Consider the following 16,091-nt stretch of genomic DNA (forward strand, 5'->3'; position numbering starts at 1 on the left):
CCGGCGGCCCGGCAGCCGCCGCCACGACCCGGGGGCCGGCGGCGCCCGGCCGGCGCCCCCCGGCGTTCGGTCGGCGCTCACCCGACACTCACTCGGCGACGGGCGGCATCTCCAGGTGCACGACCTTCACCTGGGTCATCTCGTCGAGGAGCTCCGGCCCGTAGCCGAAGCCCGCGCCGGACGCCCGGCGCGGCTGCGCGGCGCCGCCCGGGGCGCCGCCGAAGACGTTGTTGACCTTCAGCGTGCCCACCGGCAGCTCGGCCACGGCGCGCTGGGCGTGGGCGATCCGCCCGGTGAGCACGGTCGCGGCCAGCCCGTAGCGGTCGGCGGCGGCCAGCCGGAGCCCCTCGCCGAAGCTGTCGACGACCTGGACCGGGGCCACGGGCCCGAACGTCTCCTCGGTCATCACGGTCATCCCGGGGGTGCACCCGCGCAGGACGGTGGCCGGGTAGAACGCACCGGGACCCTCCGGGACCTGCGCGCCCTCGAGGGCGACCGCCCCCTGGGCGACACCGTCGGCGACCTGGCGGTGGACCTCCTCGCGCAGCCGCTCGTCGACCAGCGGTGCGAGCGTGCCGTCGGTGTTGCGCCGGCGCGCCTCCTCGGCCAGCGCCGCGAGGAACGGCTCGGCGACGCCGCGGTGGACGTAGATCCGCTCGACCGCCACGCAGATCTGGCCCGAGTTGGCGAACGCGCCGAGGGCGGCCTGCCCGGCGGCCCAGACGGGGTCCACGTCGTCGTCGACCACGAGGGCGTCGTTGCCGCCGTTCTCCCGGAGCACGTGGGCGCCGGTGCCGACCGCGGCGCGGGCGATGGCCTCCCCGGTGGCGGTGGAGCCGACGTGGGCGACGACGTCGACGTCGGGCAGCGCGGTGAGCAGCTCCCCCACGGCGGCGCCGCCGGTGACCGTGCCGAGCACTCCGGCGGGCAGGGCCTCGGCGAGGATCTCCCCGAGGCGGGCCCCGACGTGCGGGCAGCGCTCGCTGGGCTTGTGCACCACGGTGTTGCCGGTGACGACCGCGGCGCCGAGCAGGCCGGCCGCCACGGCCACGGGGTCGTTCCAGGCCGTGAGGGCGACGACGACGCCGCGCGGCTCCGCGACGGTGTAGTCGGCCGCCAGCACGCTGCCGCGCAGGCTGTGGCCCCGGTGCACCGGACCGAGCTCCGCGTACTGGTGGAGGGTGCCGACCCCGGCCATGACCCCGCCCAGGGACTCCTCGACGGGCTTGCCGGTCTCGCGGGCGTTGAGCTCGGCGAGCTCCTGGGCGTGCTCTGCCAGGCGGTCGGCGGCGGCGCGCAGGGCCTTCCCCCGCTCCTCGGGGGCGGTCCGCGCCCAGTCCCGGGCGGCGCCGCGGGCGGTGGCGACCGCGGCACGGACCTCCTCCTCCGTGGCGGCGGCCACGGTGCCGACCGTGGACCCGTCCCGGGGATCCAGCACGGTCAGCTCGGTCGTCGGGGCGGTGGCGGGTGCTGCGGTGGTCATGGAACTCCTTCTCCGTTCGGGCGGGCGTCCTCCGGTCCTGCGCGGGCGGACACCCCGGGGGCAGTCCTGATGAGCATACTTACGAACCGCCCGGGACCGGATACGGTAGCAGTGACCAGGCCGCCGCACCCGCGCGGCCTGCCCCTGTTCCGACCAGGAGCAGCACGCCCGCCCGCGGCACCGGCCGCGGGCGCGGCCGTGTCCAGCAGAGAGGAAGTTGCATGAGTTTCCAGTCCACCAATCCCGGCCGGGTGCTGATCACCGGCGGTGCCTCCGGGCTCGGCGCCGCCGTGGCGGAGGCGGTCCGCGACAACGGCGGCACCCCCATCGTCCTGGACCGGGACATCAGCGCGCTCACCGGCGTCGCCGCCTACGAGGTCGACGTGGCGGACACCGCCGCGGTGACCGAGACGGTGCGCCGGGCCGTGGAGGCCGCCGGCGGCCTGGACGCGGTGGTCACCGCCGCCGGCATCGACCGCTGCGGACGGCTCGAGGACGTGGCGAGCACCGAGTGGGAGAAGGTCGTGCAGGTCAACCTGTTCGGCACCGTGTCCACGGTGCGCGCGGCGCTGCCCGCCCTGCGGGAGTCGCGGGGCCGGGTCATCACGGTGGCCTCCACCCTGGCCCTGAAGGGCGTCTCGGACGCGACGGCGTACTGCGCGTCCAAGTTCGGGGTGCTGGGCTTCAGCCAGGCCCTCGCCGCGGAGCTCAAGGGCGAGGTCGGCGTCACCCAGCTCATCCCCGGCGGCATGAAGACGCGCTTCTTCGACGACCGGGACGAGCAGTACAAGCCCCAGGACGACTCCCAGCTCAACGATCCGGAGAACGTCGCGAACGCCGTCCTGTTCGCCCTCGCCCAGCCCCGCGGCTGCGAGATCCGCGAACTGTTCATCGCCCACGCCGAGGAGGGCTCCTGGCCCTGATCGGCACTCGCTCCCGAGGAGCGGCCGGGCCGGACGGTGGAAGCACCGCCGGGCCCGGCCGTCGCCGCAGGTGAGAGCGTCGTTGTCCCCACAACGGGCCACGCGTCGAACAGCAGTGGACCATGAGTGCGCATCTAGACTGGGAGCCACTCCCCGACCCAGCAGGAAGGCCCGACGTCAGCGTGGACTCCCTCCTCGACACCACGGTGGCCCGCGTCCCGATCACGGTGCGCTGCCTCGACGACCACGGCCGGCCCGTGAGTCTCTCGGCGCGCACGCTCGGCCGGGGCTCCACCGACCTCCAGGACCTGCTGCGGCGGGCCTACGACGCCGTCCGGGGGGACTGCCCCGCCGAGACCGTCACCGTCTCCTTCCTGGAGGACTGCCGGGGCAGGCTGCTGCTGGAGTACCTGGTGGTCGACCGCACGCGCCCGCGCCGCTGGCGCAGGGGCCGCGACCGGTGCCGCACGGTGGACATCCAGGCGGCGCTGAGCGAGGCGACCATCGTCGTCACCCTCGCGGTCGAGGCGGTCGGGGCGGTCGCGGCCGCGTCCACGGCCCACTGGTCGGAGAGCGACAGCCCCGACTTCGTCAACGTGGTCCTCGACGGCGCACGCACCCTCCGGGTGCCCGGCGCCGTGCGCGACATGCTCCACGACGGGACCGCCCTGGATCTGCTGCGGGGGACGCTGGCCATGTTCCACGACGACCAGGTCGAGGAGCTGATCATCGGCAAGGACCCCGAGCTGCCGGGCCGCTACCAGGAGACGGTGGTGACCCGCTCGCCCGCCCTCGTGCGCTTCCTCGAGGGCGGGCCCCTGGCGTCGCTGACCGGGGCGGGGCCGGAGCCGTCCTGACCGGGCCGCACGGCCCGTCGTCGGTCCGCTCCGGTCCCGGGTGCCGTGGCGCCGCCCTCCCCGGGGGCCGCGCGGCGCCCCGGATGTCGGAGGCGTCGACCATCATGGACCCGACCGATGACCGGGGACGGGAGGGACGCGACGTGGGACTGATGGCACCGTTGCAGGACAGGCTGCGCACGACCTTCGCGGGGCAGGCGGACCGCGTGCCGGAGTGGGAGCTGGCGCTGGCCGACGGCGAGGACGCCGGGCACTTCCGGCCCGGTTCGGCGGTGTGGGCGGTGCACGGCTCCATGGCCACCATCCCGGCGGGCGTGCGCGCCCTGCTCACGCAGGCCCTGCACCCGGGGGCGCTGGCAGGCGTCGTCGAGCACTCCGACTACCGGAGCGACCCGCTGGGACGCCTGGCCGGGACCATCCGTTGGATCTTCACCGTCACCTACGGGGACACCACCGCGGCGCACCGGGCCTCGGCGCACGTCCGCCGGATCCACGACAGCGTGCGCGGCACCTACACCGGGGCCGACGGCGTGCGGCACCCGTACTGTGCGAACGACCCCGACCTCGCCGAGTGGGTCCACCTGGCGTTCACGGACGCCTTCCTGCGCTCCCACCAGCGCTGGGGCGGGCCGATCCCGGGCGGACCCGACGCATACGTGCGGGAGTGGGCCGTGGCCGGCCGGCTGATGGGTGTCGAGCGGCCGCCGCGCTCCGAGGCCGAGCTGGACGCGCGCCTCCGGAGCTTCGGGCCCCGCCTCGCCGGTGGCCCCCGGGTGGACGACGTCGTGGCGTTCCTGCGCCGCCCCCCGCTGGACCCTGTCCTGCTGCCGGGCTACCGCGCCCTGTTCGCCGCCGTCGTGGACTCGCTGCCCGAGGACCGGCTGGGCCTGCTCCGTCTCGAGCGTCCCCGGCTGGGCCCCGTGCCGCTGCCCGTGCGGGGCGCCGCCGGGCTCACCCTGGCGGTCGTCGGCAGGGCCCTCGGCGAGACCGGGCCGAGCGAGGCGGCCGCACGCCGCCGTCTCGCTCGTCTCGGTCTGCTCTGAGACCGCGCCCCGCTCAGGCCGAGGCCTCCTCGGACCCGGTGCGCCCGGTGAGGTGGTCGTAGGCCTCCGCGGCGGCCGAGGCCACGCCGTGCCAGGTCCGTTCCGGCAGGACCCGGCGCCGGGCCTCGCCGCCCAGGCACCGGCGCACGGCGGGGCACTCGAGCATCATCCGCAGGACCGTGGCGAGGGTCTCGGGCTCCTCCGGCGGGGTGAGCATCCCGGTGATGCCGTCGGCCACGGTCTCGGCGAGCACGGGCAGCCGGGAGGCGACCACGGGGGTGCCTGTGGCCAGGGCCTCCACGGACTCGGTCGGGGCCGCGGCCCGGGTGACCGGGAGGTCCTTGCGGGCGACCACGAACACGTCGAACGCCTGGTGGTACTGCACGACCTGCTCGTCCGGGACACGCCCCGCGAAGCGGACCCGGCCGCCCACGCCGAGCTCCGCGGCCAGTACCTCGAGCTCCCGTCTCGCCGGGCCCTCGCCCACGACCACCACGAGCAGTTCCGGCACGTCGGCGGCCACGAGCGCGGCGGCGCGCAGGAGGTCGTCGAGGCCCTCGTGCTCCACCAGGTCCGCGACCGCGCCCACCACCCGGGCCGTCTCCGGCAGCCGGAGGACCCGGCGCGCCTCCCGCACCGGGCGGGGATCCGCCAGGTAGGGGCCGTCCACGGCAGGGGGCGCCACACGGACCGGCACCGGGCCGGTCGGCAGGGTCCGCGTCAGCGCGCGCACCCGCTCGCGCATGGCCCGGCTCGTGGTCACCACGTCGGCCGCGGCGGCCAGGTCCTCGGCCTCGCGGGCGCAGCCGAGCCGGTGGCGCTCGCTCGTGGCGGCCTCGGCGGGCCGGGAGGCCGCCCACCGGTCGGCCGGCAGCTCGCGCACCTCGTAGACCCACGGGATGCCGAGGGCCTCCGCCGCCGCGCGGGTCACGAGGGCGTTGCCGGGCCGGCTCGAGGTGTGGAGCACCGCGGGCCGGGCGCGCAGCGCCAGTTCGAGCAGGGCCTGGGCCTCCTGCTGCAGGCGTGCCGTGGGGAGGAGCGCGCGGCGGGTCGGCAGGATCCGGTGGTAGGAGACGCCGTCGAGGACCTCGGCGGCCGCCCCGGGCGCCCCCGCGTCGGGGGGCACGGGGCCGGGGCGCGTCACGGCGGTCACGGTCCAGCCCTGGGCCACGGTCGCGGAGAGCAGGGAGTGGTGGCGGGGGGCGCGGCAACCCCGGGCGCGCGGCGGGGCCTCGGCGAGCACGTGCAGCACGGACGCGGGCTCCGGGCGGTAGCCCACCACCGGGGTGAGGGCGGGCCGCCAGCCCGAGAGCAGGCGCAGGTCGTCCTCGTAGTGGAGCAGCCGGCGCCGTTCCCCCGGCGTGGCGCGGCCGGCGGCCACGGCGCGCCGCAGCTCGACCACGGCCTCCGTGATCCGGCCGACGTGGCGGTGCCGGCGGGCCCTCGTGCCGGCGAGATCCTTCGTGCCGGGCGGCACCTGCGCCAGGAGCCGGTCCGCCTCGGCCACGCGGCCCGCGGACAGCGCGGCCTCGGCGAGCCGGCGTGCCGTGGTCGGCGCGGGGCGCCGGCGGCGGGCACGGCGGAGCCGGTTCTCGAGCTGCCGCTCCGCGCGCGCGTCCGGGCCCAGCGTGCGGGTCACGGCGGCCCCGGCCTCTGGCCAGGGACCGCTCAGCAGGGCACGTGCGGCGGGTCGCGCCGCGCGGGTGGGGAGGATCCGGGCCGCGGGCAACCAGAAGGCGTCGGGCTCGTCGTCCGGACTGAAGGGGCGGGGTGTGTGCGGCATGGCCTTCTCGCGGGGGGTCAAGAGGGGCCGTCCCGGTCGATCACGGGGCGTGCTGCGGGCGGGGGAAGACGCTCCTCGCCGGGTCGGGGGCCAGCGGGGAACTACTGATCGTCAGGGCTCAGCGTAGCAAGATATCGGCCCAGATCGTCCGCCGTGATGGCCGTGCCGATCCCCGCCATCGCCTCGAGGTCGGGCAGGACGACGGACTGCCCGTCCGGGGACACGCCGAGGCCGTGATCGGGGGCCGTGGACATCCGCAGGTCCCCGGCGGAGAGGCCGACCAGGTCGGGGGCCCGTCCGGCGATCCACGCCGAGTCGAGTCCTTCGCTCACCGTCAGGTAGGGCGTGAAGTCGCTGACCACGGTGTGCAGCCGGACGGGGTTGAGCAGCGTCTGCGGGCCGAGCAGCCGTTCGAGCACGGCCTGGACGTAGCTGCGCTGGTTCTCCACCCGCTGGAAGTCCCCGTCCTCGAAGGCCTTGCGCTCCCGGACGAACTCGAGCGCCCGTTCCCCGTCCATGTGCTCGGGGCCCTGCTCGAAGGTCATGCCCTCGTTGGACACGAAGTCCTGGGGAACGTCGATGGTGACCCCGCCCAGGGCGTCGGTGAGGGCCTGGAAACCGGCGAAGTCCACCTCGGCGACCTGGTCGACCCGGGTGCCGACGAGGTCCTCGACCGTCGCGACCATCAGCGGGACGCCGCCGATGTCGAGCGCCGCGTTGATCTTGGCCTCCCCGACCCCGGGGATCGGCACCCACGTGTCCCGCAGGACGGAGACGACGTAGGCCTCGCCGCCGTCCTCGGGGACGTGCACCAGCATGATGGTGTCCGCCCGCACGCCCTCGACGCCCACGTCCGCCCGCCCACCGGGCCGGCTGTCCGCCCCGAGCAGCAGCACGGTGGTGCCCCGGTCCTGGGCCGAGCCCGCGGCGGGCCGCCCGCTCTCGTCCGGGAACGCGTCCTCGGCGACCTGCCTGCGGGCGTCGAAGGTCCGTCCCAGGTTCCACACGAACACCCCGGCAGCGAGGGCGAGGACCAGCACGAGCCCCAGCAGCACGCGCCGGAACGGGTGCCGGCGGCGCGGTGCGGTGCTCGCGGGCTCGGCAGCACGGCCGGCTTCGCGGTCGGATCCGCGGTCGGCTTCGCGGTCGTGGACGGGCATGGGAGGCTCCCCGGTCGGTGGGTCGGGCGGACGCCGGCCGCGGCGCCTGTCCGTGCCGGTGCGCTCATGCTAGGCCGCCGTGGCTCGGAGACCGCTCGGAGGTCGCTGGGAGAGCCGGGGGCGGGGCAGCACCACGGGGCAGGTCAGGGCACCCGGGCGATCCACTCCGGGGTGGCGAACTTCGTGGTCACGAGCTCGCGGGCGGCGGCGAGCTCGGCGTCGCGCACGGCGCCCTCGGCGGCCCCGTAGCGTCCCGTGAAAACCTCCATGAGCTTGTCCACGACGTCGGCGCGAGCCATGCCGGTCTGGCGGCGCAGCGGGTCCACGCGCTTCTTGGCCGAGCGGTGCCCCTTGTCCGAGAGCTTCTCCTTGCCGATCCGCAGGACCTCGGTCATCTTCTGGGCGTCGATGTCGTAGCTCATGGTCACGTGGTGGACCATGCCGCCGCCCGCGAAGCGCTTCTGCGCGGCTCCGCCGATCTTGCCGTGCTCGGTGGCGATGTCGTTGAGGGGGACGTAGAACGCCTCCAGGCCCATCTCCTGGAACGCCTGCATGACCCACCGGTCGAGGAACGGATAGGACTCCGAGAAGCTGAGTCCGTCCACGAGCGTCTGCGGCAGGTACAGCGAGTAGGTGATGCAGTTGCCCGCCTCCATGAACATGGCCCCGCCCCCGGAGACGCGGCGCACCACGGAGACGCCGTGCCGCCGGGCGCCCTCCGCGTCCACCTCGTTGCGCAGGGACTGGAAGGACCCGATCACCACGGACGGCTCCTCCCAGTCCCACAGCCGCAACGCGGGCGGGCGCCGGCCCGCGCCCACCTCGCGGGCGAGGACCTCGTCGAGGGCCAGGTTCTCCAGGGTGGGCCGGACCACGGGCGGGATCACCTCCCACGCGTGGTCGTCCCACGTCGTGGCGTGGGCCAGGGCCCGGCGGACGGCGGTGGCGATCGCCTGCGGGGAGAAGCCGAACAGCACGACGTCGTGCGCGAGGGCCGCCTCGACGGCCCCGACGATCTCCTGCTGGGAGGCGTGCTCGCTGAGCCCCGTCAGCGCCGCGTTGATGTCCTCGAGGGCTTCGTCGGGCTCGAGGAAGAAGTCCCCGTTGACGGAGACGTCGGCCAGCCGCCCGTCGACCACGCCCAGGTCCGCGACCACAAGCTTTCCGCCCGACACCTTGAACTCCCCGTGCCGCCGCTCCTGTGCCATCCGTGTCCTTCCGTCGTCCGTGCCGGTGGTCCCGGGTCAGCCTACGCCGGGGTCCGTGGGGACGGCGCAGGCCCGGACCGATGCGGTCCGGGCCTGCGTGCGCTCGTGCGGGGCCCCGCGAGCTGGACGGACGTCAGCCGTTGGACTTGCCGAAGTTCTTGAAGCGGGCGTTGAAGCGCTCCACGCGACCGGCGGAGTCCATGATGCGCTGCTTGCCGGTGTAGAACGGGTGGGACTCCGAGGAGATCTCGACCTCGATGATCGGGTACTCGTTGCCGTCCTCCCACGTCTCGGTCTTCTTCGAGGTGGCGGTGGAACGGGTGAGGATCGTCTTGCCGGAGGCCAGGTCGCGGAAGAGGACCGGGTGGTAGTCCGGGTGGATGTCAGTCTTCATGGGGTTCAAACCCTTTCGTCGGTGCCTGGATTTTGCCAGCCACGGTTTCGCTCGGTGGGCGGTGCGCCGTCGTCGTCCGTCCGCGCGGTCCGAGAAGGGCGGGGGCATCGGGCACCAGCGGTCCAGCGTACCGGATCACCCGCGGGATTTCACCCGCGGTCCGGCGGCACGAGGGGCCCGGCGCGCGCCGGGCCCCTCGTGCAACGGTGGCCGCTGGTGGAACGGGCTCACCAGCGGTGTGCGACGTCGACCACGAGCCGCGTGCGGTTCCCCGGACCGTCGAGCACGAAGACCCGGTACGGGAGCCTGGCGCGGACGCCGAGGCCGATGGTGGTCTGACCCTCGAAGCTGCCCGCCCAGGCGACCTGGCGGAACGTGCGGTACCCGGTGACGTCGACCACTTCCTTCCGGTTCTTCGGGAGGTAGGTGGCCTTGCCGTCCTTGTAGGCGGGTGCGTGGACGATGATCCGCAGGTCGGCCGCGCCCCGCAGGGGCACCGCCTTGCCAGAGCCCTCCTCGGTGACGGCGGTGTACTTCACGTTGTAGCCCGGGACACGGCCTCCGCGGAGGTCGACGACCAGCCGGTCGAAGCACGCGTGCCGGCCGGCCCGCACGTTGGTGATCACGTCGCTCGTGTACACCCGGGAGTACTTCGGGGTGGATCCCCACCGGATGCCGCAGTACGGCTCCGCTGCGCCGGCGCTGCTGGGGACGATCAGCCCCAGCCCCATGGCCAGCACCAGTGCCGCCAGCCATGAGATCAATTTTTTCATGACGTTCCTTCTCGCTTCCCCCGTCTGCGCCCGGCCGTCGGCTGGTGCCGAGGTTTGAGGGACCGGGCCGTGCAGACCCTTAAAGCGTAGATTTCGCGATCGCCAACAGCACCGGTCGGGCGGCAATTGGAGGTCGAACCGTTACGGGGCGGAGAGTCCGGGCTCCTGCCGGCCGGGCCGGGTCTCCCAGAACGCCACGGCCGAGGCGGCGGCGACGTTGAGGGAGTCCACGCCGTGGGACATCGGGATCCGCACGGTGAGATCCGCGTGGTGGACGGCGGCGGCGCTCAGCCCGTCCCCCTCGGTGCCGAGGACGAGGGCGAGCCGCTCGTCCCGGCGCGCGGACAGCTCCTGGAGGGTGATCGAGTCGTCGCTCAGGGCGAGCGCCGCCGTGGTGAAGCCCGCGTCCTTGATCCGCTGCAGGTCGCCGGTCCAGTGCTGCAGCCGGGTCCACGGGACCTGGAACACGGTGCCCATGGAGACCCGGATGGAGCGCCGGTACAGGGGGTCGGCGCAGCGCGGGGTGACGAGCACGGCGTCGACGTCGAGCGCGGCGGCGGAGCGGAAGATCGCCCCCACGTTGGTGTGGTCCACGATGTCCTCGAGGATCGCCACCCGGTGCGACGACGCCAGGAGCCGCTCCAGGTCCACCGGTTCCGGGCGCTGCATGGCCGCGATCGCCCCGCGGTGCAGGTGGAAGCCCGTGATCTGCTCGAGCACCTCGTCCGGGCCGACGTACAGGGGGACGTCCGGGTGCTCCGCCAGGACGTCCGCGAGGTCCTCCAGCCATTTGTCCGCCATGAAGAAGGACCGGGGCGTGTGCCCGGCCGCGAGCGCCCGGCGGAGGACCTTGGAGGACTCGGCGATGTACATGCCGCGCTCAGGCTCGAGCTTGCGCCGCAGCCTGACGTCGGTCAGGCGGGCGTAGTCGGCCACACGGGGGTCGTCGGGGCTGTCGAGGCGGATCAGGTGGGGGAAGTCGGTCACGGGGTCTCTTCGGGGTCGGGGTCGTCGCGGGCGGGGGTCCGCCCGGAATGGTAGCCGGTGCCGTGCGGGGGTCCTGGACCCGCCCGGGGGCGCGGCCGGTCTCAGAGCAGCTGGGACACGAGGCTCACGAGCGCCACGACCCCAAGGGCCACGATCACGGTGCGCAGCAGGACCGGGGAGAGCCGGCGGCCGATCTTGGCCCCCGCCCAGGCGCCCACCGTGGAGCTGACGGCGATGAGCAGCACGACCCACCAGTCGATCCGGTCGAACGCGAAGAGGATGTAGGACACGGCGGCGACGATGTTCACCGCCGCCACCAGCACCACCTTCACGGCGTTGGCGGCCTGCAGGGAGGCCAGCAGGAACACGCCCAGGATGCCGAGCAGCAGCACGCCCTGGGCCGCCACGAAGTACCCGCCGTAGATCCCGGCCAGGAACACCAGGGCGTACAGGGACGCGGGCTGCGGGGCCCGGTCGGGGTCGAGGGTGCGCGGGGTCTCCCCGCGGGCCCGGGCCGCCGCGGCGGCGGCCGCGGCCTGTTCGTCCTTGCGCCGGCGCACCAGCGCCTGGAGCCGGGGTTGGAAGACCACGAACACGAGGGCGACGACGACCAGCCCCGGCGCGGCGTAGCCGAAGACCTCCTCGGGCAGGTGCAGGAGCAGCCACGCGCCGATCACCCCGCCCAGCGCGGAGCAGGGGATGAGCTTGAGCAAGGTCCGCTCCACGCCCGCGAGCTCGTGGCGGTAGTTCCAGGCACCGGTGAGGTTGCCCGCGATGAGGCCCATCGCGTTGGACATGGACGCCGTGACGGGCGGGACGCCCATGGTCACGAGCACGGGGAAGGTCACGAGGGTGCCCGAGCCCACGATGGTGTTGATCAGTCCGGCGGCGACACCGGCGAGCAGGATGAGGGCGGCCTGCCACCACTCGAACGGGAAGTCGGCGGCGAGGGCGGCGAGGGTCTCCGGCACCACAGCGGGTCAGGACCGGCCGAACGCGGCGAAGCGGTTGCCGACCTTCACCAGCTTCAGCGGGAGGCCGAAGGTCTCGGAGAGGTTCTTCTGCGTCATGACCGTGCGGACGGGGCCGGCGGCCACCACGCGGCCCTCGCGCAGCAGCAGCGCGTGGGTGAAGGCGTCGGGCACCTCTTCGAGGTGGTGGGTGACCATGACGATGGCCGGGGACCCCCCGTCCCGGGCCAGCTCGTCCAGCCGGGCCACCAGGTCCTCGCGCCCGCCCACGTCGAGGCCGGCGGCGGGTTCGTCGAGCAGCAGCAGCTCGGGGTCGGTCATCAGGGCGCGGGCGATCAGGACGCGCTTGCGCTCCCCCTCCGAGAGCGAGCCGAAGCGGCGCTCCGCCAGGTGCTCGATCCCCCACGCGGCCATGAGTTCGCGCGCCTGGGTCTCGTCGGCGTCGTCATAGCTCTCGGTCCACCGCCCGGTCACCCCGTACGCGGCGGTGACCACGCAGTTGCGCACGGACTCGGCGTCGGGGATCTGGGCGGCGAGCACGGCGGAGGTCAGTCCGATGCGGGGGCGCAGCTCAAACACGTCCACCGCGCCGAGGATCTCGTCCAGGATGTCGACCATGCCGCGGGAGGGGTGCAGGCGCGCGGCCGCGATGGACAGCAGCGTGGTCTTGCCGGCGCCGTTGGGGCCCAGGATGACCCAGCGCTCACCCTCGTTGACGACCCAGTCCACGGAATCCAGCAGCGTCTTCTGCCCGCGGACCACGCTGACGTCCACCATCTCCACCACAGCACTCATACCCGCCACTCTAGAACACGCGGTGCGCCGCACCGGCGCACCGGTGCGGCGCGGGCACCGTCAGGGACGGGAGGAGCGGCGCGGCCACCGGCCCCTGATGGCCGACGCGCGGTGCTCCTTCCCCCTCCCGGCCGCGCCGGACCGGGCCGCCCAGAAGTCCTCCCCGGCCCACCGGAAGCGGGGCGGCTCCTTGGCCAGGAACGCCCGCTGCCCGATGCGGGCGTCGGGCCCCTGGAGGACTTCGCGGAAGAGGGCCTCCGACACCTCGTCCGCGCCAAGGTCGGCGGCCTCGGGCCCGTCCCGGGAGGCGAGCCCGATGAGGTGCTTGTGCGCCTGCACGCTCAGCTGGGACCGCTGCGCCAGGCCCGTGACCGCCCGTTCCAGGGCGGTCTCGAAGTCCTCGTCCGCCACGACGCGGGTGAGCATGCCCCAGGCCTCGGCGTCGGCGGCGGTGACCGTGTCCCCGGTGAGCAGCAGGTAGGAGGCCGTCCCGGGGCCGACCAGGCGCACCAGGTTCTGGATGCCGGAGGCCGGGAACACGATGCCGATCCGGGCCGGGGTCAGCCCGATCCGCAGGGAGGCCGCGGCGATGCGCAGGTCGCAGGCGGCGGCCAGCATCCAGGCCCCGCCCATGCAGTAGCCCTCCAGGGCGGCCACGGTGGGCTTGTGCACCGCCGCCAGGGCGGCCTCCGCCTCGGCCAGCAGCCCACCGCGGGGCAGACCGGTGCCGGGCTCCCCCAGGCACTCGAAGACCTCGGCGATGTCCGCCCCGGCCGAGAACACCCCGCCCGCCCCGCGCAGGCCGATCACCCGCACGCCCGGGTCGGCGTCGAGCTCCCCCAGCAGGGCCGGCAGGGCGGCCCACATGGCCGGGGACAGGGCGTTGCGCCGCTCGGGGCGCTCCAGCACCACCCAGGCCACGGGGCCTCGACGGTGCACGCTGAGGGCGCCGGAGGGGGCCTCGGGCAGGGGCTCGGCGGTCATCGCAGGTGCTCCTCTCGCTGGGCGGCCGGACCGGAGCCGGGTCCGGTGGCTTCCAGCCAGTCGCGGACGGACCGCCCGTGCTGGTCCAGCACGGGCGGGGCGGCGTGGTCGCGCCGGGTGGTCTCGCCCGCGTCCCCGGGGGCGAAGAAGCGCACCGCGGGGCCGGGCAGCTCGACGGGCCCGAGGACCTCGTGGTCGACGCCGACGACCAGCCCCTGCGAGCGCACCTGCTCCCACGCGTAGACCTCGTCCAGGGACCGCACCTTCCCGGCCGGGATGCCGATCCCGGCCAGCCGGTCCAGCAGCTCCCCCGGGCCGTGCGCGGCGAAGGCCTCCTCGACGGCGGCGATCACCGCCGGGCGGTTGCGGACGCGGTCGGCGTTGGTCGCGAACTCCGGCCGGTCGGCGTCGATCCCGAAGGCACCGGCGAAGGTGCGCCACAGCTTCTCGCTGCCCACGCTGATCTGCACCTTCCCGCCGCGGCAGGCGAACAGCCCGTAGGGCGCGATGGAGGGGTGGTGGTTGCCCTGGGCCCGCGGCACCTCGTGGGCGACGGTGGCGCGCGTGCCCTGGAAGGCGTGCACCCCGACCACCGAGGACAGCAGGGACGTGCGCACGACCTTCCCGGACCCGGTGCGCGTCCGCTCGTAGAGGGCGGCCAGCACTCCGTAGGCGCCGTTCATCCCGGCCAGCAGGTCGGCGATGGGCACACCCACCCGCTGCGGGTCGTCCGGGCCGGAACCGGTGAGCGACATGAGCCCGGCCTCGCCCTGGACGATCTGGTCGTAGCCGCTGCGCCGGGACTCCGGCCCGTCGTGGCCGAAGCCGGTGATGGAGAGCACCACGAGGCGGGGGTTCAGGCGGTGCAGCTCCTCGACGGAGAAGCCGAGCCGGTCCAGCACCCCGGGCCGGAAGTTCTCCACCAGGACGTCGGCACGCTCCACGAGCGCCCGGAGCACCTGTCCGCCGTCCTCGGACTTGAGGTCCAGGGCCACGGACTCCTTGTTGCGGTTGCAGGACAGGAAGTACGTGGCCTGCGGGTTGTCCTCGGGGCCCACGAAGGGCGGGCCCCAGCCGCGGGTGTCGTCGCCCGTGCCGGGGTTCTCGATCTTGACGACCCGCGCGCCCAGGTCGGCCAGCATCATGGCCGCGTGCGGGCCGGCCAGGGCCCGGGACAGGTCCACGACGAGGGTGCCGGCCAGGGGGCCGCCGGGCCGCGGGTCCTCCTGGGGAGCGGTGCGGGCAGTGGTGCCGGGTGCGGGGCGGATGTCGGTCACGGTGGGATTCCTCCAGGTACGGGGTCGGTGAGGGGCAGCGGGGCGAGGGGTCACAGCCAGCCGGGGGCGACCATCACGGCCCAGGCCAGCAGCGGGCCGATCACCACCACGCCGGTCGCGTAGACGAGGATCTTCTTGTAGAAGACGTCGCGGTCCACCTCAGCGGGGGCGTTGGCGAGCACGAGGGCCCCGTTGGTGGAGAACGGGGAGACGTCGACGATCGTCGAGGCCACGGCCAGGGCGCAGATCAGCCCGGTGGCGCCGACCTCTCCGGCGAGCAGGAAGGGCACGGCCAGGGGGATGAGCGCGGCCAGGATGGCGGTGGAGGACGCGAACGCGGAGACGACGGCGCCGATGTAGCAGATCAGCAGCGCCGCCAGCAGCGGCATCCCCAGGCCGGCCACGCCGTTGGAGACGTACTCGATGGTGCCGGCTTCCTGCAGCACGCCGACGAAGGTGAGCATGCCGCCCAGCAGAAGCACGGTGGACCAGTCGATCTTGTTGACCGCGCCCTTCTGCGCCTTCGGGGAGACCAGGGCCAGGGCGACGGCGACGGTGATGGCCACGAAGCCGACGTCCACGCCGAAGCCGAGCGCCACGACGGCCAGGACGACCAGGCCGACAATGGTGGCGATCTGGGGGAACCGGCCCTCGCGCTGGGCCGGCGGCTCGGAGGAGCCGGCCGGGTCGCGGGGGCCGTACATGCCGGAGCCGAAGCCCTTGAAGTCGACGTCCTTGTCCCCGGTGTGGCCGGCGGCGACCTTGCTGCGGGACAGGCGGGCCTCGGCCGCCCGCTCCACGAAGTCCTCCGCCCGGGCGGAGAACAGCCCCCTGCCGCCCAGCACCAGGAACAGTCCGACGGCGATGAGGGTGTTGAAGACCAGGCTGGACAGGAACACGGCGAGGGGGCTGACGTCCAGGCCGGCTCCGGCGACGATGCCGTTGACGGTCACGCCGTAGACGGAGATCGGTGAGAACCCTCCGCCCTGGGCGCCGTGGATGACCATCATGCCCATCATCAGTGGATTGAGCTTGTACTTGGCCGCGAAGCTCAGCGCGATGGGGGCGATGATCGCCACCGCCGCCGGGGACAGGGCGCCCACGGCGGTGATCACGGCGGTGACGAAGAACATGATCCACGGGATCAGGGCCACCCTGTTGCCCACCATTCTCACCGCCGCCTGCACGAGCAGGTCCACGGTGCCGTTCTTCTGGGCGATGGCGAAGAGATAGGTCACGCCCACGATGGTGAGGAACAGCCCGCCCGGGAAGGCTTCGAGGATCTGGTCGGTGTCCATCCCGAGGACGAACACCCCCAGCACGAACGCGCCCACGAAGGCCAGCGCCCCCATGTTGACGGGCAGGACGGTGGCCACCACGAACATCGCGGCCAGGATGAGGATCGAGAGGACTTCAGGGCCCATGGGACTGCTTTCTGACGAGGGCGGGGAGT

The 16,091-nt window shown here is 74.2% G+C and carries 15 protein-coding genes; 3 read left to right on the forward strand and 12 right to left on the reverse strand.

Annotation, left to right across the window (positions count from 1 at the left end; all coding sequences use genetic code 11):
• Positions 1–88: 88 nt before the first annotated feature.
• Positions 89–1,483, reverse strand: coding sequence for an aldehyde dehydrogenase family protein (locus tag ACYVM4_RS06380; protein WP_460668000.1), 1,395 nt, complete (start codon positions 1,481–1,483; stop codon positions 89–91).
• 221 nt (positions 1,484–1,704) lie between these two features.
• On the opposite strand from ACYVM4_RS06380, the gene ACYVM4_RS06385 reads away from it, so the two are divergent.
• From ACYVM4_RS06385 to ACYVM4_RS06395, 3 genes are all read left to right on the forward strand, one after another.
• Positions 1,705–2,406, forward strand: coding sequence for an SDR family oxidoreductase (locus ACYVM4_RS06385; RefSeq protein ID WP_368819798.1), 702 nt, complete (start codon positions 1,705–1,707; stop codon positions 2,404–2,406).
• A 182-nt stretch (positions 2,407–2,588) separates the two neighbouring features.
• The gene (locus ACYVM4_RS06390; RefSeq protein ID WP_368819799.1) at positions 2,589–3,263 is read left to right on the forward strand and encodes a hypothetical protein; all 675 of its coding nucleotides are present in this window, start codon (positions 2,589–2,591) and stop codon (positions 3,261–3,263) included.
• Positions 3,264–3,367: 104 nt separating this feature from the next.
• Positions 3,368–4,306 carry an oxygenase MpaB family protein gene (locus tag ACYVM4_RS06395; protein ID WP_368819800.1) on the forward strand — a complete coding sequence of 313 codons (939 nt, stop codon included), beginning with the start codon at positions 3,368–3,370 and terminating at the stop codon, positions 4,304–4,306.
• Positions 4,307–4,319: 13 nt separating this feature from the next.
• Here the strand turns inward: ACYVM4_RS06395 and ACYVM4_RS06400 are convergent, their stop codons facing one another.
• From ACYVM4_RS06400 to ACYVM4_RS06450, 11 genes are all read right to left on the reverse strand, one after another.
• Positions 4,320–6,089 (reverse strand): glycosyltransferase family 4 protein, encoded by a 1,770-nt coding sequence (locus ACYVM4_RS06400; protein WP_460668001.1) that lies wholly within the window; start codon positions 6,087–6,089, stop codon positions 4,320–4,322.
• Positions 6,090–6,190: 101 nt separating this feature from the next.
• On the reverse strand, positions 6,191–7,249 hold the full coding sequence (locus ACYVM4_RS06405; RefSeq protein ID WP_460668002.1) for an LCP family protein: 1,059 nt from the start codon (positions 7,247–7,249) through the stop codon (positions 6,191–6,193).
• Between the two features lie 143 nt (positions 7,250–7,392).
• Positions 7,393–8,457 (reverse strand): lipoate--protein ligase family protein, encoded by a 1,065-nt coding sequence (locus ACYVM4_RS06410; protein WP_368819804.1) that lies wholly within the window; start codon positions 8,455–8,457, stop codon positions 7,393–7,395.
• Positions 8,458–8,590: 133 nt separating this feature from the next.
• A complete protein-coding gene (locus ACYVM4_RS06415; protein ID WP_368819805.1) occupies positions 8,591–8,851 on the reverse strand; it encodes a type B 50S ribosomal protein L31 in 261 nt (86 codons plus the stop codon).
• Positions 8,852–9,078: 227 nt separating this feature from the next.
• The gene (locus ACYVM4_RS06420) at positions 9,079–9,624 is read right to left on the reverse strand and encodes an AMIN-like domain-containing (lipo)protein (protein ID WP_460668003.1); all 546 of its coding nucleotides are present in this window, start codon (positions 9,622–9,624) and stop codon (positions 9,079–9,081) included.
• Between the two features lie 141 nt (positions 9,625–9,765).
• Entirely contained in the window at positions 9,766–10,611 is an 846-nt protein-coding gene (locus ACYVM4_RS06425; protein ID WP_368819807.1) for a TrmH family RNA methyltransferase, read from the reverse strand.
• 101 nt (positions 10,612–10,712) lie between these two features.
• On the reverse strand, positions 10,713–11,582 hold the full coding sequence (locus ACYVM4_RS06430; RefSeq protein WP_460668004.1) for a sulfite exporter TauE/SafE family protein: 870 nt from the start codon (positions 11,580–11,582) through the stop codon (positions 10,713–10,715).
• Between the two features lie 9 nt (positions 11,583–11,591).
• Positions 11,592–12,377: an ABC transporter ATP-binding protein gene (locus ACYVM4_RS06435; RefSeq protein WP_368819809.1), complete on the reverse strand. Its 786-nt coding sequence runs from the start codon at positions 12,375–12,377 to the stop codon at positions 11,592–11,594.
• Between the two features lie 60 nt (positions 12,378–12,437).
• Positions 12,438–13,361 (reverse strand): enoyl-CoA hydratase/isomerase family protein, encoded by a 924-nt coding sequence (locus tag ACYVM4_RS06440; RefSeq protein WP_460668005.1) that lies wholly within the window; start codon positions 13,359–13,361, stop codon positions 12,438–12,440.
• Positions 13,358–14,629, reverse strand: a complete 1,272-nt coding sequence (locus ACYVM4_RS06445; RefSeq protein WP_368819911.1) for a CaiB/BaiF CoA transferase family protein — start codon at positions 14,627–14,629, stop codon at positions 13,358–13,360. Before ACYVM4_RS06445 ends, ACYVM4_RS06440 begins: the two co-directional genes overlap by 4 nt.
• A 59-nt stretch (positions 14,630–14,688) precedes the next feature.
• Complete coding sequence (locus ACYVM4_RS06450; protein WP_368819811.1) at positions 14,689–16,062, reverse strand: SLC13 family permease; 1,374 nt, start codon at positions 16,060–16,062, stop codon at positions 14,689–14,691.
• Between the last annotated feature and the right edge of the window lie 29 nt (positions 16,063–16,091).

The organism is Kocuria himachalensis (genome assembly GCF_054784195.1).